The organism is Paraburkholderia unamae (assembly GCF_003268775.1).
Lineage (GTDB): Bacteria > Pseudomonadota > Gammaproteobacteria > Burkholderiales > Burkholderiaceae > Paraburkholderia > Paraburkholderia unamae.
In genome coordinates, this window is the sequence record NZ_QLSU01000002.1 from 506,946 (window position 1) to 528,257 (window position 21,312).

18 protein-coding genes are annotated in these 21,312 nt (G+C 66.5%); 5 read left to right on the forward strand and 13 right to left on the reverse strand.

The annotated features are described in order from the left end of the window. Positions 1-132: 132 nt before the first annotated feature. The gene (locus C7401_RS04955; RefSeq protein ID WP_112170216.1) at positions 133-1,152 is read left to right on the forward strand and encodes a sulfate ABC transporter substrate-binding protein; all 1,020 of its coding nucleotides are present in this window, start codon (positions 133-135) and stop codon (positions 1,150-1,152) included. Between the two features lie 82 nt (positions 1,153-1,234). On the opposite strand, the gene C7401_RS04960 is transcribed toward C7401_RS04955, so the two are convergent. Then, positions 1,235-1,540, reverse strand: coding sequence for a hypothetical protein (locus C7401_RS04960; protein ID WP_112170217.1), 306 nt, complete (start codon positions 1,538-1,540; stop codon positions 1,235-1,237). A gap of 388 nt (positions 1,541-1,928) precedes the next feature. Here C7401_RS04960 and C7401_RS04965 point away from each other — a divergent pair, with 388 nt between their 5' ends. Further along, complete coding sequence (locus C7401_RS04965; RefSeq protein WP_112170218.1) at positions 1,929-2,954, forward strand: WaaZ-like lipopolysaccharide core biosynthesis protein; 1,026 nt, start codon at positions 1,929-1,931, stop codon at positions 2,952-2,954. Between the two features lie 112 nt (positions 2,955-3,066). On the opposite strand, the gene C7401_RS04970 is transcribed toward C7401_RS04965, so the two are convergent. The 5 genes from C7401_RS04970 to argS all read right to left on the reverse strand — a co-directional run bounded on the left by C7401_RS04970 (position 3,067) and on the right by argS (position 9,310). Next, positions 3,067-4,695, reverse strand: coding sequence for an ABC transporter substrate-binding protein (locus tag C7401_RS04970; protein ID WP_112170219.1), 1,629 nt, complete (start codon positions 4,693-4,695; stop codon positions 3,067-3,069). A 230-nt stretch (positions 4,696-4,925) separates the two neighbouring features. Further along, the gene (locus C7401_RS04975; RefSeq protein ID WP_112170220.1) at positions 4,926-5,708 is read right to left on the reverse strand and encodes an SDR family oxidoreductase; all 783 of its coding nucleotides are present in this window, start codon (positions 5,706-5,708) and stop codon (positions 4,926-4,928) included. Beyond that, positions 5,708-6,361, reverse strand: a complete 654-nt coding sequence (locus C7401_RS04980) for a thiol:disulfide interchange protein DsbA/DsbL (RefSeq protein WP_112170221.1) — start codon at positions 6,359-6,361, stop codon at positions 5,708-5,710. Before C7401_RS04980 ends, C7401_RS04975 begins: the two co-directional genes overlap by 1 nt. Before the next feature lie 160 nt (positions 6,362-6,521). Next, the gene (locus C7401_RS04985; RefSeq protein WP_112170222.1) at positions 6,522-7,385 is read right to left on the reverse strand and encodes an SPOR domain-containing protein; all 864 of its coding nucleotides are present in this window, start codon (positions 7,383-7,385) and stop codon (positions 6,522-6,524) included. Between the two features lie 140 nt (positions 7,386-7,525). Continuing rightward, positions 7,526-9,310: an arginine--tRNA ligase gene (gene argS, locus C7401_RS04990; RefSeq protein WP_112170223.1), complete on the reverse strand. Its 1,785-nt coding sequence runs from the start codon at positions 9,308-9,310 to the stop codon at positions 7,526-7,528. Between the two features lie 321 nt (positions 9,311-9,631). On the opposite strand from argS, the gene C7401_RS04995 reads away from it, so the two are divergent. Next, on the forward strand, positions 9,632-9,958 hold the full coding sequence (locus C7401_RS04995; RefSeq protein WP_112170224.1) for a DUF1840 domain-containing protein: 327 nt from the start codon (positions 9,632-9,634) through the stop codon (positions 9,956-9,958). Positions 9,959-10,070: 112 nt separating this feature from the next. Here C7401_RS04995 and C7401_RS05000 read toward each other — a convergent pair whose 3' ends face one another. From C7401_RS05000 to C7401_RS05030, 7 genes are all read right to left on the reverse strand, one after another. Next, the gene (locus tag C7401_RS05000; RefSeq protein ID WP_112170225.1) at positions 10,071-10,274 is read right to left on the reverse strand and encodes an acid-shock protein; all 204 of its coding nucleotides are present in this window, start codon (positions 10,272-10,274) and stop codon (positions 10,071-10,073) included. 231 nt (positions 10,275-10,505) lie between these two features. Continuing rightward, positions 10,506-13,223, reverse strand: a complete 2,718-nt coding sequence (gene metH / locus C7401_RS05005; protein WP_112170226.1) for a methionine synthase — start codon at positions 13,221-13,223, stop codon at positions 10,506-10,508. A 77-nt stretch (positions 13,224-13,300) separates the two neighbouring features. Beyond that, positions 13,301-14,380, reverse strand: coding sequence for a homocysteine S-methyltransferase family protein (locus C7401_RS05010; protein WP_112170227.1), 1,080 nt, complete (start codon positions 14,378-14,380; stop codon positions 13,301-13,303). A 223-nt stretch (positions 14,381-14,603) separates the two neighbouring features. Beyond that, positions 14,604-14,861, reverse strand: a complete 258-nt coding sequence (locus tag C7401_RS05015) for a BTH_I0359 family protein (protein WP_112170228.1) — start codon at positions 14,859-14,861, stop codon at positions 14,604-14,606. A gap of 173 nt (positions 14,862-15,034) precedes the next feature. Continuing rightward, positions 15,035-15,823, reverse strand: coding sequence for a 3-oxoadipate enol-lactonase (pcaD, locus tag C7401_RS05020; RefSeq protein ID WP_112170229.1), 789 nt, complete (start codon positions 15,821-15,823; stop codon positions 15,035-15,037). A gap of 421 nt (positions 15,824-16,244) precedes the next feature. Next, the gene (locus C7401_RS05025; RefSeq protein ID WP_112170230.1) at positions 16,245-17,750 is read right to left on the reverse strand and encodes a DUF3108 domain-containing protein; all 1,506 of its coding nucleotides are present in this window, start codon (positions 17,748-17,750) and stop codon (positions 16,245-16,247) included. A 157-nt stretch (positions 17,751-17,907) separates the two neighbouring features. Continuing rightward, the gene (locus tag C7401_RS05030; protein WP_112170231.1) at positions 17,908-18,831 is read right to left on the reverse strand and encodes an IclR family transcriptional regulator; all 924 of its coding nucleotides are present in this window, start codon (positions 18,829-18,831) and stop codon (positions 17,908-17,910) included. Positions 18,832-18,937: 106 nt separating this feature from the next. On the opposite strand from C7401_RS05030, the gene C7401_RS05035 reads away from it, so the two are divergent. Beyond that, complete coding sequence (locus tag C7401_RS05035; RefSeq protein ID WP_112170232.1) at positions 18,938-19,930, forward strand: fumarylacetoacetate hydrolase family protein; 993 nt, start codon at positions 18,938-18,940, stop codon at positions 19,928-19,930. A gap of 183 nt (positions 19,931-20,113) precedes the next feature. Next, complete coding sequence (locus tag C7401_RS05040) at positions 20,114-21,280, forward strand: ABC transporter substrate-binding protein (protein WP_258396878.1); 1,167 nt, start codon at positions 20,114-20,116, stop codon at positions 21,278-21,280. Positions 21,281-21,312 lie beyond the last annotated feature (32 nt).

Consider the following 21,312-nt stretch of genomic DNA (forward strand, 5'->3'; position numbering starts at 1 on the left):
GCACGAAAGCCGAAAAGCAAAGCTCGCATCGGTATAAGCCGTGCGCCCCGGCTCGCTAGAATCGAGCGTTCGGCCTGCTTACAAATTCCTGAAACGCAGGCCGATGCCTTTCAACGACAGACGGGGATCACCATGGCAGGCTTGGGACGCACGGCGCGCTGGCTCGGCGCGGGCATCATCGCCATCAACACATTGGGTGCGGCGGCGGCGCACGCCGACACATCGCTGCTCAACGTCTCGTACGACGTGACGCGCGAGCTGTACAAGGACATCAACGCGAGCTTCATCGCCGACTATCAGAAGAAGAACGGAGAGGCCGTTTCGATCAAGCAGTCGCACGGCGCTTCGAGCGCGCAGGCGCTTTCGGTGCTGCAAGGCCTTCAGGCCGACGTCGTGACGATGAACCAGCCCAACGACATCGACCTGCTCGCGCAGCAGGGCCATCTCGTGCCCGCGAACTGGCGCACGCGTCTGCCCGATGCGAGCGCACCCTACACGACGACGATGGTGTTCCTCGTGCGCAAGGGCAACCCCAAACACATCAAGGACTGGGACGATCTCGCGAAGCCCGGCGTGCAGGTGGTGATCGCCAATCCGAAGACCTCGGGCAACGGCCGCTACGCGTATCTCGCCGCATGGGGCTACCGCAAGCAGCAGGGCGCGAGCGACGCGCAGGCGCTCGACTTCGAGCGCGCGCTGCTGAAGAACGTGCCGGTGCTCGACGCGGGCGGCCGTGGCGCCACGACGACCTTCACGCAGCGCGACATCGGCGACGTGCTCGTGACCTTCGAGAACGAAGTGGCGCTCATCGATACGGGCGTGGGCGCGAAGGACTTCGAGGCCGTCTATCCTTCGGTGAGCTTGCTGGCCGAGCCGCCGGTCACGATCGTCGACAAGGTCGTGGACAAGCGCGGCACGCGCAAGGTGGCGCAGGCGTATCTCGAGTATCTGTACACGCCCGCTGCGCAGGAGATCATTGCCGCGCACCATCTGCGTCCGCGCGACGCAGGCGTCCTCGCGAAGCACGCGAGCGAGTTCAAGCCGATCAAGACCTTCACGGTCGAGCAGGTGTTCGGTAGCTGGCAGAACGCGCAGGCCGCGCATTTCGCCGATGGCGGCACGTTCGATCAGATCGTCTCCGACCGGAAGTGACGCAGGCGCTCGAATGCGCCAGGGCATAAAAAAAAGCGCCTCGCGTTTTGCGCGAGGCGCTTTTCTTTTACAGGCCGCAATCTTAGTACCAGCCGCGGCGGCCGTGCCACTCGCCGCGGCCATACCAGCGGTGGCCGTCCCAGTAGCGGTCGCCGTGCCAGCCGATCACCACGGCGGGCGCGTAGGCCACGCGCATGGGCGGTGCAACGTACACCGGGCGCGGCGCGACATAAGCCGGTGCGGGCGCAACGTACACCGGTGCGGGCGCGACATAAACCGGAGCGGGCACGCCGACATTCAGGCCCACGACCACGCCAGCCATGGCGGATTGCGAGGCGGCGAGGACGAGCGCACCGGCACCCAGCGCGGCAAAGAGTCTGGTTTTCATTTTGAGCCCCCTTCGGTTGAAGATTGGATGGCTTCAATGTAGCGAAGCGCCCGCCCGCTTGAGTTACCGGATTGCAACAATCTGCGCGCGAATTTTACGCGCCGCGCTCGCATCGGTTGCCGCAAAGCCTTGTGCCGCGGGCTTTGCGAGGGTTTGGCCCATGTCGGCGCGTTGCAAATCGTCATCGTCACCCGGGTGTCTGTAATCGACGCGCCGGGCGCGGCCGGCGCGAACGCGCACCGTGTTATCCCTTTATTAAGCGTATCCTGTAAACAGGCGTAATCTTCGGGCCCTGTTCTGTAACCCTTGTAACGATCCTGAAAATTAAACTCGCCCTTCATCACGAAGGCGCGAGGCGAGCGGCTTCGACTCGCTACGGGGTTAATCGATGGTTTCCGAAGTCAATGCGATGCGCCCGGCACGTGAGCGCAGCGAGCCGGATGCGCAAGGTCGCAGCGTGCCCATACCGCTGCGCCGCATCCGCAATACGTTCTTCAAGCTGCTCTATCGCTACACGCACCCGCGCGCGTTCCATCACAACGAACGGCTCGGCCGCGGCGTGAGCATCGAGCGCGACGCGGCGGGGCGCCTGACGGGCATGAGCATCGACGGCCAGCACCTGCCGTGCGTGAACGGCATGCCGCTGCCCGTGCGCGACGCGGCGGAGTGCCATCTCATCGCGACGGGGCCTTCGATCAACGCCATCGACTACGACGTGCTGCCCATGCCGCGCGCGATGGGCGTGAACGGCGCCATCGCCCTGCGCCGCAAATACGACGTGCGCTTCGACTACTACTGCATCGTCGACGCCGGGTTCGTGCGCAATCATGGCGAGCTCGTCGATCTCATCGTGGCCGAGCCCCTCACGCTGTTCGCGACGCCCACGGTGCTCTGGCACATCGCGCAGCGCTGCGCGCCTTCGCGCATGCGCTGCCGCGTGTTCCTGCTCGACGAGATGCAGTTTCCCGCCGGTGGCGGCGCGCTTGACGTGGCGCAACTGCGCGCGGCGCACGGTGCGGCGTCGCTTGCGTGGTTCGACGCGGCGCGACCGCTGGGCTTTAGCCTCGACATCCGGCGCGGCGTGTTCGAAGGCCGCACGGTCGCCTATACGGGCCTCCAGGTGCTCGCCTCGCTCGGCTTTCGCCGCATCTACCTGCACGGGCTCGACCTCGTCGACGCCGCGCGCACGCCGCGCTTCTACGAGCGCCAGGGCGCCATGCAGCCGAGCCAGCTCGACAAGCATCTGCGCGACGTGATCGCGCCGTCGTTCCGGCATGCGGGGGCGCTCCTGCGCCGCCGTGGCGTGCAGGTGACGAATCTGTCGATGCGCAGCGCACTGGGCGAGGATGTGTTGCCGAAAATGCGCTGGCAGGCGCTCGTCAACGTGGAGGAGCGCGAGAGTCTTTGCGCGTGAGGCGCGAGTGAAGCGCGCAAGGGTGAGGTGCGGGAAGGTGACGCGCGCCCGGCACGGCGGCCGGGCGGCATGAAGCTGCAACACATGCCGGACGCGAACGCCCGGCGTGCCTTTACTGCACCGCGACGCTCGCGAAGTTCTGGCGTCCGAACGGGCTCACCTGATAGCCGCTCACGGCCGTGCGCGTGATGGCGGCGGCGGTCGGGTAGCCGAGCGGAATCCACAGCGCCTGATCGTGGATGATCTGCTGCGCGGTTTCATAGAGTTTGGTTCGTTTGGCCTGGTCGGACGTGGTCTTGCCCTCGGCGATCAGCTTGTCGAGCTGCGGGTCGCAGAAACGCGCGAAGTTGATGCCCGACTGCACCGCATTGCAGCTAAAGAGCGGTGAGAGATAGTTGTCCGGGTCGCCGTTGTCGCCCGCCCAGCCCATGAAGAGCGTGTCGTGCTGGCCTTGCTTGGCCTGCTTGATGAGCTCGCCCCACTCGATCACCTTGATCTCGGCCTTCACGCCGATCTTCGCGAAGTCGGCCTGAAGCAACTCCGCGCCCGCGCGCGGGTTCGGGTTCAGCACGCTGCCGTTCGGGCGCACCCAGATCGTGGTCGAGAAGCCGTTGGCGTAGCCCGCGTCGGCGAGCAGTTGCTTTGCCTTCGCCGGGTCGTACGGATAGGGCTGGATCGACTTGTCGTAGCCCCAGGTGATGGGCGGCCAGGGGTTCGTCGCGGGCGTGGCCGTGTTGTCGAAGATCGCCTTGAGATAGGTCGTGCGGTCGAACGCCATGTTCAGCGCCTGGCGCACCTTCTGGTTGTCGAGCGGCTTCTTCTGCGTGTTGAGCGCGACGAAGGCCGTCATGAACGCGGGCGTTTCGACCACCTTGAGCGACGTGTCCGTCTTCGCCGCGGACACGTCCTGGGGCTTGGGCGAGAGCGCGATCTGGCATTCGCCGGCCTTCACCTTTTGCGCGCGCACGGCGGCGTCGGGCGTGATCGCGTAGATCAGGCGGTCCACCTTCGGCTTCGGCCCCCAGTAGGTCGGGTTCACGTCGTAGCGGATCAGCGCGTCCTTCGTGTAGCTCTTGAGCACGAACGGGCCCGTGCCCACCGGCTTCGCGTTGAGGTCGATCTGCTTGCCGGCCTTGAGCAACTGGTCGGCGTACTCGGACGAGTAGATCGACGCGAAGCCCATGGTGAGGATCGACAGGAAGGTGGCGTTCGGCTCGTTGAGCTCGAACTTCACCGTGTTCGCATCGACCTTCGCGACCGACTTCACGAGCTTGACGAGTCCCATGGACTGCGCGTGCGGGAAGCCGCTCGCGCCCGCTACCTTGTGCCACGGATTGTTCGCGTCGAGCATGCGATCGAAGGTGAACACCACGTCGTCGGCGTCGAGCGTGCGCGTGGGCTTGAACCATTCGGTCGTCTGGAACGCCACGTTGGGCCGCAGATGGAACGTGTAGGTGAGGCCGTCGGCGCTCACGTCCCACTTGTCCGCGAGCGCGGGCACGACCTTCTTCTGCGCTTCGTCATACGTCACGAGCGAATTGAAGATGACGTCGGCGGACGCGTTGGTCGTGACGAGCGAGTTGAACTGCACGACGTCGAAACCGTCGGGGCTCGACTCGGTGCAGACCGTGAGCGGTTTCGCGAACGCGGACGTGGCCGCGAGCGCGCAAGCGGCGCCGAGCGCGGTCGCGAGCACGAGTCGAGGCACGAGCCTGGGCGCGGTGGGCGAGGTGAAACGCATGGGATCTCCGTGGTTCTTCGGTGGCGGGCGGCGCCCCGTATTGTTTGAGTCAGGAGAGGCGGGAAGGCTGGTAAGGGCGCCCGGACGTGGCAAGCTTATCGAAGGGAAATTGCCGAGACAACAATTTAATCCACATACCCATATGGAATGAGGGGCGGGCACGCGCTCGCTTCGCGAGCGGGCCCCGGCGATTCAGCGGCTCAGCGGGCAGACGCCGTGTGGGTAGAGACTCAGTGGCCCGCCGTTTCAGCGCGCGGCTTGCGCGGCGCCTTTTCGAACACGCGGTCGTAGACCCAGCGCGGCAGCGCGCGCAGCAGCATGGCGGCCACGCGCATGGGCCAGGGGAACACGGCGAACGACGTGCCGCGCGCAATGGCGTCGGCCGTTTTCGCGGCGAAGCGGTCCGCGTCCATCAGGAACGGCATGCGGTAGGGGTTCTTCGCCGTCATCGGCGTGCGGATATAACCCGGCGCGATGGTGACCACGGGCACGCCGAACGGGCGCATCTCCACGCGCAGCGCTTCGAGATAGGCGAGCGCGGCGGCCTTCGAGGCACTGTACGCGCCCGAACCCGGCAGCCCGCGCACGCCGGCCACGCTCGCAATGCCCACGAGCGTGCCGCGCTTGTTGCGCGCCATCGCCGAGGCGAACGGCTCGAAGGTGGCGACCATGCCGAAGTAGTTGGTGTCCATCACGTCGCGGAACGTGGCGAGGTCGCCTTCGCCCGTGAGCACGCCGCGGCTCACGCCCGCGTTGGCGATCACGATGTCGGGCAGGCCGTGCTGGGCGATGAAGTCGCGCGCGGCGGCGGCGAGCGCATCGGCGTCGCGCACGTCGGCGGGATAGATGGAGACGGCGTGAGCGGGGTGGGCCTGCCGGAAGCCGGCAAGGGCCTCGCCGCGACGCGCGACGAGCCCGAGGACGGCGCCGCGCCGCGCGTATTCGGCGGCGAGGGCGGCGCCTATGCCGCTGGACGCGCCGGTGATGAAGACCTTCAGCGGCGCAGCCTGCATCACATTTTCTTCGCGCGGATCTGCGAAATGATGAAGTCCATCACCTGGAGCGTGCCCGGCAGCGCCTTGTCTTCCGGTGCCTGGATCATGGCCGGGCCGGTCTCGTACTTGCCCTGGATGGCGATGGTCGGCACGCCGTCGATCTTGTAGGCGTCAAGCAGCCCCTTGTCGCGCTGGAGCGCGCTCTGGGTCGAGAACGAGTTGTACGCTTCCAGGTACTTCTTCGGATCGACGCCCTGGGTTTGCAGGAACTTGGCCTGGTCTTCCGGCGTGAGCAGGTAGTTCTTGTTCTCGTGGATTTCGTGGAACACGGCCGGCGTGAGCTTTTGCGCGAGGCCGAGCGCGTCGAGCGCGTAGTACATCTTCGAGTGCGGGATGAAATCGTCACGGAATGCCACCGGCACGCGCTTGAACACGACATCGGGGCCCTGCTTCTTGATCCAGCTTTCGAGGAACGGGTCGAACTTGTTGCAGTGCGGGCAGCCGTACCAGAAGAACTCGGTCACTTCGATCTTGCCCGCGGGCGCGTCGACCGACTGCGGCGTCTTCAGGATCGTGTAGTCCTTGCCGGCCACGGGCGCGGCGGGCGAGGCGTGAGCCACCGAGCCGATCAGCGAGAGCGAGAGCAAAAGCGTACCGAGAATTCGTTTCATGGCGTTCAAATCCGTTGGGCTTGGACCGGCGGCGGCCGGCTGTTTGCCGCACCGGCGAGGCGCCCGCGCTGCGCAGTGTCCTGCGCGGGCGCGTCGTCTCGCGTGTGCGGGGGCTTCTTATTGATGGATGGGTCCGCGCCGTGCACGGCGCGGACGGCGATTACTGCTTCGTGAAACGGATGACGGCGGTGTCGATACCGGCGTCGGACAGGCGCTGACGCGTCGAGTTCATGTCGTCGAACTTCGTGAACGGCCCGATGCGAACCCGATAGTACGTGACGCCGCCGGCGTCGCGCTGCGTCACCTTCGACTCGAACCCCTGGAACGCGAGGCGCGCGCGCTGCTGCTCCGCGTCGCCCGAGGTCTTGTACGCGCCCACTTGCAGGAAGTAGCCGGTGTTGGCGTCGCCCGGCGTGGGCGCGGCGTTGCCCTGCGCGGGCTTCGCGGCCGGCGGCGTGGGCACGGCGTTGGCCGGTTTCTGCGGCGCGTTGTTGGCGAGGATCTGCGCGGGGTTGCTGCTCGAGTTGTTGCCCGAGTTGCTGGCCGTCTGCGGCTTTTTCGCGATGGACGTGCCGCCCGTGACGGTTTCACCCGTGGACGGTTGCGGCGCGACGGCCACGCCGTTGTTGTTGGCGGCGTTGTTGTTCGAACCCGAGGGCGGCACTTCCACGATCTGCGGTTCTTCGAGCATGCCCGAGGACTGCGACTGGTTCGTGGTCTGGCCCGGCGCCGTGTTGGGCGGCGTGCTTTGCGCGGCCTGCGGCACCGGCTGGCCAGGCGACTTGCCCTGGAGTACGCGGTTCGGGTCGACCTGCTCGTTGTTCTGGCTTGCGTCGGAAGCGGCCGGCGGCGCGACCTTGGAGACGAACGGCGTGGGTGCGCGCGTGATGTAGAGCGCCACCACCACCGCGATCGCAAGGCCGACGATCAGGCCCAGCACGATGCCGAGAAAGGTTCCCCCGGACTGCTTCGACTGCTGTTTTGTAGTGCGGCGCGGTTTTGCCATCGTCTGAATCACCTGCAAACAAGAGAATCCTGGAACGGCCGTCCGCGCGAGGCGGCGGCCCCAAACATGTCGCTTCGTGCGCTGCGGGCGGCGGGGGATGTCAGGACATCGCCGCCGCCGTGCTGCCGCAGCACGCGGTTACGTGCGCTTCTGTGCGCTTACATGCGCTCGGGCGCGGACACGCCGATCACGGCGAGACCGTTCGCGAGCACGCGGCGCGTGGCCGCGAGCAGGGCGACGCGGGCGTCGCGCTCGGCGACGTCGTCGACGAGAACGCGTTCGGCATTGTAGAACGAGTGAAACTCAGCGGCGAGTTCGCGCAGGTAGAACGCCACGGCGTGCGGGGCGAGTTCGCTGGCCGCGTGCGTGAGCATGTCGGTGAATTCGCCGAGTTTCGCGATGAGCGCGAGCGCGCGCTCGCTCGACAGCGGCGCGAGATCGACCTTGGGCAGCGCGGCCAGATCGCCGCCGAACTTGCCCTGCCAGTCGCCGAGGATCGACGAGATGCGCGCGTGCGCATACTGCACGTAGTACACCGGGTTTTCGTCGTTTTCCTTCAGCGCGAGGTCGATGTCGAACACGAATTCGGTGTCGGCCTTGCGCGAGATGAGGAAAAAGCGCACGGCGTCGCGGCCGCGGCGGATGGTCGCTTCGTCGAGCAGATCGGGCGAGACTTCGCTGCCGGGGTTCGCGCCGCCCGACCATTCGATCAGGTCGCGCACCGTCACGTAGCTGCCCGCGCGCTTGGAGATTTTCACTTCCTGGCCGTCGCGCATCACCGTGACCATCTTGTGCAGCACGTAGTCGGGATAGCCCTTCGGAATGCCGATGCCGAGCGCTTGCAGGCCCGCGCGCACGCGCGCGATGGTGCCGTGGTGGTCGGAGCCCTGCACGTTGATGACCTTCGTGAAGCCGCGCTCCCACTTGGTGACGTGGTAGGCCACGTCAGGCAGGAAGTACGTGTAGGTGCCGTCGGACTTGCGCATCACGCGGTCCTTGTCGTCGCCGTAGTCGGTGGTCTTGAGCCACAGCGCGCCGTCCTGCTCGTAGGTCTCGCCCGAGGCGACCAGCGCCTCGACGGTCTTTTCCACGCGGCCTTCGGTGTAGAGCGACGACTCCAGGTAGTAGCGGTCGAACTTCACGCCGAACGCCTGCAAGTCGAGATCCTGCTCGTGCCGCAGATAGGCCACGGCGAAGCGGCGGATCGCTTCGAGGTTCTCGGGGTCTTTCTCGCCCGTGACGGGCTCGCCGTCCTTGGCCGTGACGGTTTCGCCCGCAAGATAGTCGCGCGCGATGTCGGCGATGTATTCGCCGTTGTACGCCGCCTCGGGCCATTCGGCGTCGCCGGGCTTGAAGCCGCGTGCGCGCGCCTGGGTGGAGACGGCGAGGTTGCCGATCTGCACGCCCGCGTCGTTGTAGTAGAACTCGCGGTGCACGTCGAAGCCTTGCGAGGCGAGCACGTTCGAGATGGCGTCGCCGAGCGCGGCCTGGCGGCCGTGGCCCACGTGCAGCGGCCCCGTGGGGTTGGCCGAGACGAACTCGACGAGCACGCGCTTGCCGGCTTCGCGCTGCGAGCGGCCGAACGCCTCGCCCTGCTCGAACACGGCGCCGATCACGGCGCGCTTCGCGTTGGCGGTCAGACGCAGGTTGATGAAGCCGGGGCCGGCCACTTCGGCCGCCTCGACGAGGCCGGCTGCCTCGGGCTGGGCAAGCGCGGCGTCGACGATCTGCTGGGCGAGCTGGCGCGGGTTCGCGCGCATGGGCTTGGCGAGCTGCATCGCGACGTTGCAGGCGACGTCGCCGTGCGCGGCGACCTTCGGGCGCTCGAGCGTGATCGCGGGCACGACGAATGCGGCTTCGCTCGCGCCTTCGGTGGCCTTCGCCACCTGGGCGACAGCTTGCGCGAGCAGGGTCTCCAGGGTGTGTTTCTGTGCGGGCAGCATGCTGGTTGCAAGTCCTGTGCGGGTAATGGGATGCGGGGCCGGCGTACCGTGGGCCTGGGCCCCGGCTTGCCGGCGCGGGCCGCCGGTACGGCTGCGGGCGCCGGCCTTGCGGCGAGATGCCGCGTTGGCTGGCGGCCTCGTTGCGGCAGGCGGCGTGGCGGCGCACTCGGGCGCCGCGCCCTGCGGGTAATTCCGTCCTGACGGATTTTAGCAGGTGCTAATATGTGAAATGAGGTAGCGCGACACGGGCCGCCTTGGCCCGCCTGGCGTCGCAGGCCGGGAAGTCAGGCGCGGATCCGAAAAATCATAAAGGGAACAGACATGCTGGTTACTTTTAAATGTCACGCGGCGCCCGACGTCACGATGCTGGAGAACCTCGCACAATACCTCCTCGGCATTATCGGCAAGCGGCTCGGCCCGCACGGCGTGATTACCCATGACGAACTCGACACCGCTATCGCCAAGCTCGAAGCGGCCATCGCCACGGACAAGAAAGAGCGCCACGAGCAGGAAGGCCACTATCACGAAGGCGAGGATGGCCACTTGCATCACGAACTGCCGGTCGGCCTCGCACAACGCGCCTTCCCGTTCCTCGACATGCTGCGCGCTGCGAAGAAGGAAGAAAACGATATCGTTTGGGGCATCTGACGCGCCCGAACTGCGCGGCGCCACGGCGGCTGCGCGCGACTTCCGCGATTCCAAAAGCAACGAGCCCGCATGTGCGGGCTCGTTGCTTTTATGCGGGGCGTGTCGCCTCGAATCACTCGCTGGCGGCCGCGGGTTCGGCGGCGGAGGCGGCCGACTTCTTCTCCTTTTTCTTCTTCGGCTTCTTCACGTGCTTTTCGGTGGGCGCCGAGTACGACGACACCGGGCTTGCCTGCTGCGGGGCGGCCGGCTGGGCGAACGACGGCTGCGCGAGCGCCGCGACACCGAAGGCGGTCAACATCAACATCAGCTTCTTCATACGATTTTCTCCGTCGTGGTTGCTGCGATTTTGCGTTTTAAGGATTTGCTGATAATCGAGCCGGCGCGGCGGCGCACCCGGTGCGGCACCATGCCTGGCCGGGCCATCTTACAAAGCCGAAAAATTGCGCGCGCGTAATCTTCACCTTGCCGGATGGCGTATGTCGGGCGGTGACAACAGAGGGCGCGCAGCGGGGAGAAGCGCGCCGCCCGAGGCGGCGCGCGGCGGTGCCTAGAGTTGCGGCGCGAGCGCGCGGCGCGCGTCCTCGTCGGAGAGCGACATGCGGCGGGCGTAGTCGGCAAGCTGGTCCTGGCCGATCTTGCCCACCGAGAAGTAGGTGCTGTCCGGGTGCGCGAGGTAGAAGCCCGAGACGCTGGCCGCCGGCAGCATGGCCAGCGACTCCGTCACGCTCATGCCGATCTCGCCCGCTTGCAGGACGTCGAACATGTCGCGCTTCACGAGGTGGTCCGGGCAGGCCGGGTAGCCGGGCGCCGGGCGAATGCCCGCGTACTTCTCGGCGATCAGTGCGTCGTTGTCGAGCGTTTCGCTCGCGGCGTAGCCCCACAGGTCGCGGCGCACGCGTGCATGCATCGCCTCGGCGTACGCTTCCGCGAAGCGGTCCGCGAGCGCCTTGAGCATGATCGCGCTGTAGTCGTCGTGGTCTTTCTCGAACTGCGCTTCCTTCACGTCCACGCCAATGCCCGCCGTGACCGCGAACATGCCGATGTAGTCGGCCACGCCCGAGTCCTTCGGCGCGATGAAGTCGGCAAGCGAGCGGTTGGGGCGCATCACGCCGTCCACCACGGGACGCACCGACTGCTGGCGCAGGTTGCACCACGTGAGCGCGACTTCGCTGCGCGATTCGTCGGTGTAGATCTCGATGTCGTCGTCGTTGACCGTGTTCGCGGGCAGCAGGGCGATCACGCCGTTCGCTTGCAGCCAGCGGCCTTGAATGAGGCGCGAGAGCATCGACTTCGCGTCGGAGAACACCTTGCGCGCCGACTCGCCCACGATCTCGTCGTTGAGGATTTGCGGATACGGACCGGCGAGATCCCACGTCTGGAAGAACGGACCCCAGTCGATGTAATTCGCGAGCTCGTTCAGGTCGAAGTTCTTGAACACGCGGCGGCCGATGAACTTCGGCTTCACGGGCTGGAAGTTCGCCCAGTCGATCTTCGTCTTGTTCGCGCGCGCTTCTTCGAGCGTCACGAGCGGCGTGGCCTTCTTGTTCGCGTGCTGGTCGCGAATGCGGTCGTAGTCGGTCTTGAGATCGTCGATGAACTTCGTTGCGCCCTCATCCGAAAGCAGGCTCGACGCGACCGACACCGAACGCGACGCGTCCGGCACGTACACGACCGGGCCTTCGTAGTGCGGCGCGATCTTCACGGCCGTATGCACGCGCGAGGTGGTCGCGCCGCCGATCAGCAGCGGAATCTTCTTGATGCGGAAGTAGTCGTCGCGCTGCATTTCGCTCGCCACGTAGGCCATTTCCTCGAGCGACGGCGTAATGAGCCCCGAGAGGCCGACGATATCCGCGCCTTCGACCTTCGCCTTCGCGAGGATCTCGTTGCACGGGACCATCACGCCCATGTTGACCACTTCGAAGTTATTGCACTGGAGCACCACCGACACGATGTTCTTGCCGATGTCGTGCACGTCGCCCTTCACGGTCGCGATGACGATCTTGCCCTTCGCGCGCACGTCGGCGCCCGATTCGGCGAGCAGGCGCTTTTCTTCCTCGATGAATGGAATCAGGTGCGCCACGGCCTGCTTCATCACGCGCGCCGACTTCACCACCTGCGGCAGGAACATCTTGCCCTGGCCGAACAGGTCGCCGACGATGTTCATGCCGTCCATGAGCGGGCCTTCGATCACGTTGATCGGCCGCCCGCCCGCGCCCATGATCTTCACGCGCGCTTCTTCGGTGTCCTCGACAATGAAGTTCGTGATGCCGAGCACGAGTGCGTGCGCAAGACGCTTTTCCACATCCTGGTTGCGCCACTCCAGGTTCTCTTCCTTCTTCGCGGCGCCCGTCTTGAACTTGTCGGCGATTTCAAGCAGGCGGTCGGTCGCGTCCTCGCGGCGGTTGAGCACCACGTCTTCCACGCGCTCGCGCAACTCGGCGTCGAGGTCGGCATACACGCCGAGCTGGCCCGCGTTCACGATGCCCATGTCCATGCCCGCCTGGATGGCGTGATAGAGGAACACGGTGTGGATCGCCTCGCGCACGGGGTCGTTGCCGCGGAACGAGAACGACACGTTCGACACGCCGCCGCTGATCTTCGCGTAGGGCAGGTTCTGCTTGATCCAGCGCGTGGCGTTGATGAAGTCCACGGCGTAGTTGTTGTGCTCCTCGATGCCCGTGGCCACCGCGAAGATGTTCGGGTCGAAGATGATGTCCTCGGGCGGGAAGCCCACTTCGTTCACGAGGATGTCGTAGGAGCGCTTGCAGATTTCGGTCTTGCGCGCGAACGTGTCGGCCTGGCCCTGTTCGTCGAACGCCATCACCACGCTCGCCGCGCCGTAGCGGCGAATCAGCTTCGCGTGATGCACGAACTGCTCGCGGCCTTCCTTGAGCGAGATCGAGTTGACGATGGCCTTGCCCTGCACGCATTGCAGACCCGCTTCGATCACGTCCCACTTCGACGAGTCGATCATGATCGGCACGCGCGCAATGTCGGGCTCGGAGGCGATGAGGTTCATGAAGCGCACCATCGCCGCCTTCGAGTCGAGCATGGCTTCGTCCATGTTGACGTCGATGACCTGCGCGCCGTTCTCGACCTGCTGGCGCGCAACGGCGAGCGCCTCGTCGAACTGGCCGTTGAGAATCATCCGTGCGAACGCCTTCGAGCCGGTCACGTTGGTGCGCTCGCCCACGTTGATGAACAGCGTGCCTTCGGTCACGTTGAAGGGTTCGAGGCCGGAAAGGCGCAGGGTATGGTCAGTCATGGCGTGGGACCGGATCGTAGGTTGTCGTGTGTGAGCGGGGGCTTTCGAGCGAGAGGGGAGCGGCGATCAAACGGCGCTCAGGCGGCGTCGCGATACTGGCCGGGCCAGCGGCGCGGCTTGATCTCGGCGAGCGCTTTCGCGATGGCCGCGATGTGCTCGGGCGTCGTGCCGCAGCAGCCGCCCGCCACGTTCACGAGACCGGCGCTCGCGAATTCCTTGAGCAGTCCGGACGTGTCGGCGGGCAATTCGTCGAAGCCCGTGTCGCTCATCGGGTTGGGCAAGCCCGCGTTCGGGTAGCACGAGACATAGGTGTCGCACAGCTTCGCGAGCTCGGCGATGTACGGGCGCATGAGCGCCGCGCCCAATGCGCAGTTCAGGCCGAACGTGAGCGGCTTCGCGTGGCGCAGCGAGTTCCAGAACGCCTCGACGGTCTGGCCCGAGAGAATGCGGCCCGAGGCGTCGGTCACGGTGCCCGAGATCATGATCGGCAGGTTCTCGCCGGTGTCTTCGAAAAGCTGGTCGAGCGCGAACAGCGCCGCCTTGGCGTTGAGCGTGTCGAAGATCGTCTCGACGAGGAACAGGTCGCAGCCGCCGTCCATGAGCGCCTTGGCCTGCTCGTAGTACGCGTGGCGCAGTTCCTCGAACGTGACGTTGCGCGCGCCCGGATCGTTCACGTCGGGCGAGATGCTCGCCGTTTTCGGCGTCGGCCCGATCGCGCCCGCGACGAAGCGCGGCTTGTCCGGCGTCGAGTACTTGTCGCACGCGGCGCGCGCGAGCTTCGCCGACTCCACGTTCATCTCCACGGCCAGTTCGCCCATGCCGTAATCGTCCTGGGCCACCGTGGTCGCGCCGAACGTGTTGGTCTCGATGATGTCCGCGCCCGCCGCGAGGTATTGCTCGTGAATCTCGCTGATGATCTGCGGCTGCGTGAGCGAGAGCAGTTCGTTATTGCCCTTGATGTCGCGCGGGTAATCCTTGAAGCGCTCGCCGCGGTAGGCGGCTTCGTCGAGCTTGTAGCGCTGGATCATCGTGCCCATCGCGCCGTCGAGAATCACGATGCGCGAGGCGAGCTGCGCGGGAAGCGCTGCGCCGCGCGTGTATTTGGCGTCTGCGGCGGGGCGCGAGGCGTGCGAGGCTTGGGCTGCTGGCTGGTTCATGGGTCGCGGGCGGGCGTGGCGCCGGTTGGACTGGGAAACCCATTATTGTAGCCGCAGCCGGGGCGGCCCGCTGGCCGGGGGATCGCCCGTCATGCCCGGCGGGCCGGGCGGACAGCGGGGGCCGCGTGCGGCGAAGGGCCAAAAGAAAACCCCGCCCGGCCAAAGCCGGACGGGGTTTCGTGCGGAGGACGCCGCGCGTTGAGTGCCGCTGGGTGCGCGCGCGTCAGTGAAGCACGACGGGTTGCTGCATGAGGCTGTCGAATTGCCCGAGAAATTCGTCGACTTCGTCGAGCGACTGATCTTCTTTCATCAGCTTTTGCACGTCTTCGCGAAAACGCGCCGCCATCACGCCGTCAATGAAGATCTCGCGGCGCGCATTTTTGTCGACGATTTCATAGCCGCCCGCGCGCATGGCGCTGTGGCCGTCCTGCGGAGGAAACTCGACGACGCAATAGTTGGGGCTGTTGTAGATCATTTGCATGGCGACACTCCTTTTTCCTGTGCTCCCAGACCTTCTCGGTCAATACTTGGAGCGTTCGTTCTGGAATTCAAGGGGTGGGTTCCGCATCACCTCTTATGTGGACTGCTCTCCCTTTTCGCTTGCACTTCGACTGCGTCTGCTGCCACTGCGGTAATGCCTTTCGTTCGAACTGCTTAGACCAACTGCTTGAGAAACGTTTCCAGCAACGCCGTGAAACGATGCGACTCTTCTACCGGGGCCAGATGCGCTGCATCGAGCACCACGAAATGCGACCCCTCTATGGCGCGCGCCAGCGCCTGCGTGAGCGTGGCGGGCGTGCCGTTGTCGAAGCGGCCCGCAACGGCGAGCGTGGGCACGCGCAGTTGCGCGAGACGCGCCGCGGCGTCGAAGTCGCGCAATGCTTCGCAGGCCATTGCATAGCCTTCCGAAGGGGTCCGTAATAAAACGTCACAAATTTGCTGCACGGTTTGCGCGTGCGCGTGGCGAAAGTCTTCGGTGAACCAGCGCGCCATCGTCGCGTCGGCGAGCGCCGCAAGACCGTCGCGCCGCACGGTGGCCGCGCGCTCGTTCCAGGTCGCGCGTGCTTCGGGGGGCGTGTGGCTCGCCGTGTCGCACAGCGTGAGCGTGATGACGCGATCGGGGTAGTCGAGCGCGAACTGCTGCGCGATCATGCCGCCCATCGACATGCCGACGAGATGCGCCTGCTCGATGCCGGTTGCGTCGAAGAGCGCGGCGAGGTCGGCGGCCAGTTGCGCGAAGCCGAACGGCTCGCTTGCCACCGCGCTTGCGCCGTGGCCGCGCACGTCGTGGCGCAGCACGCTATGGCGATGGCGGAAATGTCCGGCGAGCGTGTCCCACACGGAAAGATCGCCGCCCAGTTGGTGAATGAACGCCAGCGCGGACCCGCCGCTCCTGTCGTCGAAGACATAGTGCGTATCGATGCCGTTGACAGTCACTTGCATGGGTTCCTCCTTCGCCTTCCAGGCTGGGAGTCAAGCCGTTTGCGAGGTACTGCGTGCACGCGATGCCAGGTGCAGCAAGCCGCGCGCCCAAAGCTCGCGGATGAAGCGCGTTGCGATGTTCCTACCTTGTTGGTCGCGTCCCTGTTTGCTGCGTCGTTTGTTGTGCAGGCGCTGCTTTTTGTCCGCTTTTTGCAGCGTGATTTTGTGTTGGTGCCGTGTTGGTCCCTGAGTGCGCGCGGTGCCGTGCTGTCGCGTTCTTCTTGCGTATCGTCTGTTAATTTTTCGGCCCCTGGGCCGTGGTTCATTCCGCGCACAAGGCCTTGCAGTCATCGCCGCAAGGCACGATTCCAGTATGCGCTATTTCGTGCGTTCATGTCGTGAAGCGGGCCGCCCGAATGGCAGTGTTCGTGCGCTTGCGCGCTCAAGGGTGCTCGGGCGCGGGGCCGGGTGAGGCGGTGGAAGGTTCTGCGCCATCCACCGGCGTTTGCGGCATGGATTCTGTCTGCATATTCGCAGGTGGAGCGCCGGGTTGCGTCGGCGCTTGGGGCGCGGGTTGTGCCTGTGATTGTCCCTGCGATGGCGGCTGCGCTTCGCCTGGCTGCGCGGGCGGCATTGCGGATTGTGGCGACGTTGTGTCGGGCGTTGCGTTTGGCGTGACGGCGGGTACCGCCCCGGGCGCTTCGTTTGGCGCGGCGTTGGATGTTGCGCCTGGCGTTGCCGTGGCCGTGGCCGTGGCCGCGTCGGGCGTTGGCGCGCTCGCGTTCTGTGCGGCGGCCGGCACCGTGAGCTCGCCGCGCCACACCAGCTCGAACTGCGTGCCGTTTGGCTCGGTCTGCAAGAGCCGCACCGGCAGCCAGCCGAGCGAGGGCGCAAGCCACACGTCGATGCGTCGCTTGTCGCCCTCGCGGCGCGGCAGGCGCATGAAGTGGCGCGCCGTGACGTAGCCATGATCGGTGCCCACCGTTTCGTCGCCGATCGTGGTGATGGGCCAGGTCTCGCCGCTGTCGTTGTCGGCCACATAGAACTCGCGCGTGACGCCGGGCTTATACGCGTCGGGGTCGCCGCGCACGAGACTCGCGAGCTGCATGATCATGCTGAAGCGGTCTTGCGCGCCATCGCTCAGCGCGAGCGAATTGGGCGTGCGCGTGAAGACGATCTGCTTGTCCGTGCGATTGAACACCGTCACGTTCGAGGGGCGATGGCCGCGCGTTTCGATGTACTGATCGGGTGCGAGGCCAAAGGCGTCGACGTGGCCCTTGCTCGTCCAGGTAAAGGTGCCGACGAAGGGCAAGGGCACGGACACGACCATCTCGTAGCGCTGGCCGTCGCTCGACCAGTGGATCGTGCCGGGCTGATTGCGCACGCCGTTATAGAACGTGTCGTATTGCAGCTCGCCCGATGGCGGCACCGAGAATTTCACGCCGTGCGAAGCCTGCGTGGCCTGCGCCGAGGGTTGCTTGCCGTTGCCGGGCGCGGCGCTCGCCGTGCCGCTGCCACCGGCGCCCGCGGCGGGGGCCGAAGCGGCGGCTTCGGGCGCGGAGGCCGCCTGCGTGTCGGGCTTGGCCGCCGGCGGCGAGGCGGGCGTTTTGGGATGCGGTTTGGGCGGCGTGATCGCCCGCAACGTGTGCGGCTCGGCGGGCTTGGGCGCGGGTTTCGGCGCGGCCGCCTGCGGCGCGGGTGCAGGACCGGCGGGCCGTGCCTCGCGCTCGATGCGCTCGGGCTTGAGCAGCGCCACCTGCACCGGCACGCGCACATGCGCGGCGCTCGGCGGTGCGCCGTGATGCCGCTCGAACCACTCGGCCGCGAGCCAGTGCAGCACCGTCACCGCGATGAACACGCCGATCCAGCGCCACGGGCGGGTGCGCCGCGGCGTGTGTGCGTCGTGGTTCTGGCGGCGTGCCTTGCGTGAGGCGGCGGAGGTGGACATCGGGCGGGTCGTGGCGTTCGTGACGGTCGTGACGTTTCTGGGCGTCGGGGCGGCTTGGGTACACACGCTAATGTGACACAACCCGCCGCGTCCGCGCAGAAAGCGGCGCGCTCACGAAGCGGGCCCGGTCGCCCACCGGCATCGCGAATGCCGGCGTTCAGCGCGGCGTCGGACTGTACCCCAATTCGTACGAGATTTTTTCGGCGCAGGTGCGCAGCGCGGTATCGACCACGCCGTTCCACTCGATGTCGAACGCGCCCTCGTGACCGAGCGCGATCAGCCCGAGCGCGAGGTCGCCGCTCGCGTCGAACACGGGCGTGCAGAACGCGTGGATGGTCGGCAGCAGCATGCCTTCCACGCGCGCCGCGCCGTGCTCGCGCACCTGGGCGAGCGCGACTTCGAGCGCCTGCGCCGTGCGCGGCGTCGAGCCGTACGAGTAGTGCTGCGCGCCCGCGAGCTCGCGCTCGATCATCGGCGCGGTCTTGCTGCGCGGCAGGTAGGCGGCGAACAGCAGGCCGGTGGCGGAACTGAGCATCGGCATCACGTCGCCGAGTTTCAGCGACGCCTTCGCGGGGTGGCTCGACTCCATCCAGTGCACGACGGTCGGCCCCTGATTGCCCCACACGGCGATGCCCAGGGTGATGTCGAGCGTGTCGCGCAACCCGGCGAGCGCGATGCGCGCGAGCTTCACGCCATCCACGCGTGCCAGGCGCGCGAGACCGAGCTGCAACGCGAAGCCGCCCAGTTCGTAGCGCCCCGAGAGCGGGTCCTGCGCGACCATGCCGAGGCGCATGAAGCTCACGAGGTAGCGGTGCGCCTTCGCCGGGCTCATGCCCGCGCGCTGCGCGAGGTCGCGCAGCATCATGGCGCGCGGTTCGTCGGTCAGCACTTCGAGCAGGCGAAAGCCCACTTCGATCGACTGGATGCCGGAGCGCAGTTTTTCTTCGCCGCCTTCGGCGCTTTCCGCGGAATCTGCGGACTCCGCCGCTTCGGCGGTGTCGAGGGCTTCGGCGAGGTCGTCGGCGTGCGGGGCGCGAGCGGTGCTCGCGCGCGGCGAGGCGGATCGGACGGTGGTCGGCATGGAGGCGTTGGGGTTCGGGAAATGCGACGGGCGGCGCACCCGCTTGGGCCGCGCCGATTCACCATCGTAGAATACATTTCCCTTATCGTCACTCACGTCTGACTCCATGAAACTTGCCACGCTGAAGGACGGCACCCGCGACGGGCAACTGATCGTCGTTTCCCGCGACCTGCGCAGCGCCGCCATTGCCGATGCGATCGCGCCCACGCTCCAGCGCGTGCTCGACGACTGGCGCTTCTACGCCCCGCAGCTCGCCGAGCTTTATGACGCGCTCAACCACGGCCGCGCGCGCAACGCGTTCAGCTTCGACGCGCGCAACTGCATGGCGCCGCTGCCGCGTGCCTACCAGTGGGCGGACGGTTCGTCGTACGTGAATCACGTGGAGCTGGTGCGGCGCGCGCGCGGCGCGGAAATGCCCGCCGAGTTCTGGACCGACCCGCTCATGTACCAGGGCGGCAGCGACGACTTCATCGGGCCGTGCGACGACATCGTGTGCGCGTCCGAGGCGTTCGGCATCGACTTTGAAGCCGAGGTGGCCGTGTTCACGGGCGACGTGCCGATGGGCGCGAGCCCCGACGAAGCGCTCAGGGCCGTGCGCCTCGTCACGCTCGTCAACGACGTGTCGTTGCGCAATCTCATTCCTGCGGAACTCGCGAAGGGCTTCGGCTTTTTCCAGAGCAAGCCGGCGAGCGCCTTCGCACCGGTTGCCGTCACACCCGACGAACTCGGCGAGCACTGGCGCGAAGGCCGCGTGCATCTGCCGCTGCTCGTGCACTGGAACGGCAAGAAGGTCGGCCAGCCCGACGCGGGCACCGACATGGTGTTTCACTTCGGCCAGTTGATCGCGCACGCCGCGAAAACGCGCAACCTGCGCGCGGGCGCCGTCGTCGGCTCGGGCACGGTCTCGAACAAGGACGCCAAGCGCGGTTACTGCTGCATCGCCGAGAAGCGGTGCATCGAGATGATCGAGAGCGGGCAGGCGAGCACGGAGTTCATGAAGTTCGGCGACAGCGTGAAGATCGAGATGCTCGACGAAGCGGGCAAGTCGATCTTCGGCGCGATCGATCAGGCCGTGGCGCCGCTTCATGGCGAGTCGTGAAGCCAGCGACAAGCCAGCGCTGAAGGGTTTCGCCGGATGCCGCGCGCCACGCGTGCGGCTACACTGGCGAACACCCTTTTTTCTTCAAAGCGATCGAGGAGACCGGCACAACCCCAAGCCCTGGCCGCACGCAGTATCCGAAGCCGTACGCAGAATACGCTCGCCCCAACACGAGGAGACCCCGTGAACGCCACTCGCCCCAGCCGTCTTGCTGCACGCATTGCCCTGCTTTTCAGCCTCTGCGCGCCCACGCTCGCGCTAGCACAAATCAAGATCGGCCTCGTCCTTTCGCTCACCGGCCCGGCCGCTTCGCTGGGCATTCCCGCGCGCGACACCGCCGCGATGCTGCCCACCGAGATCGCCGGGCAGAAAGTCCAGTACATCGTGCTCGACGACGCCTCCGACACGACCCAGGCCGTGCAGGACACCAAAAAGCTCATCGACGAACAGCACGTCGACGCGATCATCGGCTCGTCCATCACGCCCAATTCGCTGGCGATGCTCGACGTGATCGCGCAGGGCGAGACGCCCACCATCTCGCTCGCTTCGTCGGCGAAGATCATCGAACCGGTGGACGACAAGCGCCACTGGATGTTCAAGACGCCGCAAACCGACGCGATGATGGCCGGCGCGATCATGGAGCACGCGGCCGCGCACAACGTGAAGACGCTCGCCTATATCGGCCAGGCCGACGCGCTCGGCGAAACCTTCTACGCCGAGATCGCGAAGGCCGCGCAGCAGCGCGACATCAAGCTCGTTGGGAACGAGCGCTTCAACCGCACCGATCCGAGCGTGACGGGCCAGGTGCTCAAGATCGTCGCGGCGCACCCCGACGCCGTCGTGGTGGGCGCGGCCGGCACGCCCGCCGCGCTGCCGCCCAAGGCGCTCAAGGAGCGCGGCTACAAGGGCCTCATCTATCACAACCACGGCGTGGGCAACCGCGACTTCCTGCGCGTGTGCGGCGCGGACTGCAACGGCACCTTCCTGCCCGCGAGCCCCGTGCTCGTGGCCGCGCAACTGCCCGAGGACCGTCCCGGCCGGCGTCACGCGCTCGACTATATTTCGCGCTACGAAGGACGTTACGGCGCGGGCACGGTGTCGGCGTTCGGCGCCTACACGTGGGATGCGGGGCTCCTGCTCGGCAACGCGATTCCTGTTGCGCTCAAGTCGGCCGCGCCCGGCACCCCCGCGTTTCGCCACGCGCTGCGCGACGCGCTGGAAGCCACGCGCGGGTTGCAGGACACCAATGGCGTGGTCAACATGAGCGCCACCGATCACCTCGGCCTCGACGCGCGGGCGCGCGTGATGGTCGAGATCCGCGACGACAAGTGGATCTATCAGCCGCATTGACGTTATTTCCCAAGCATCAGTAATCCGAAGCA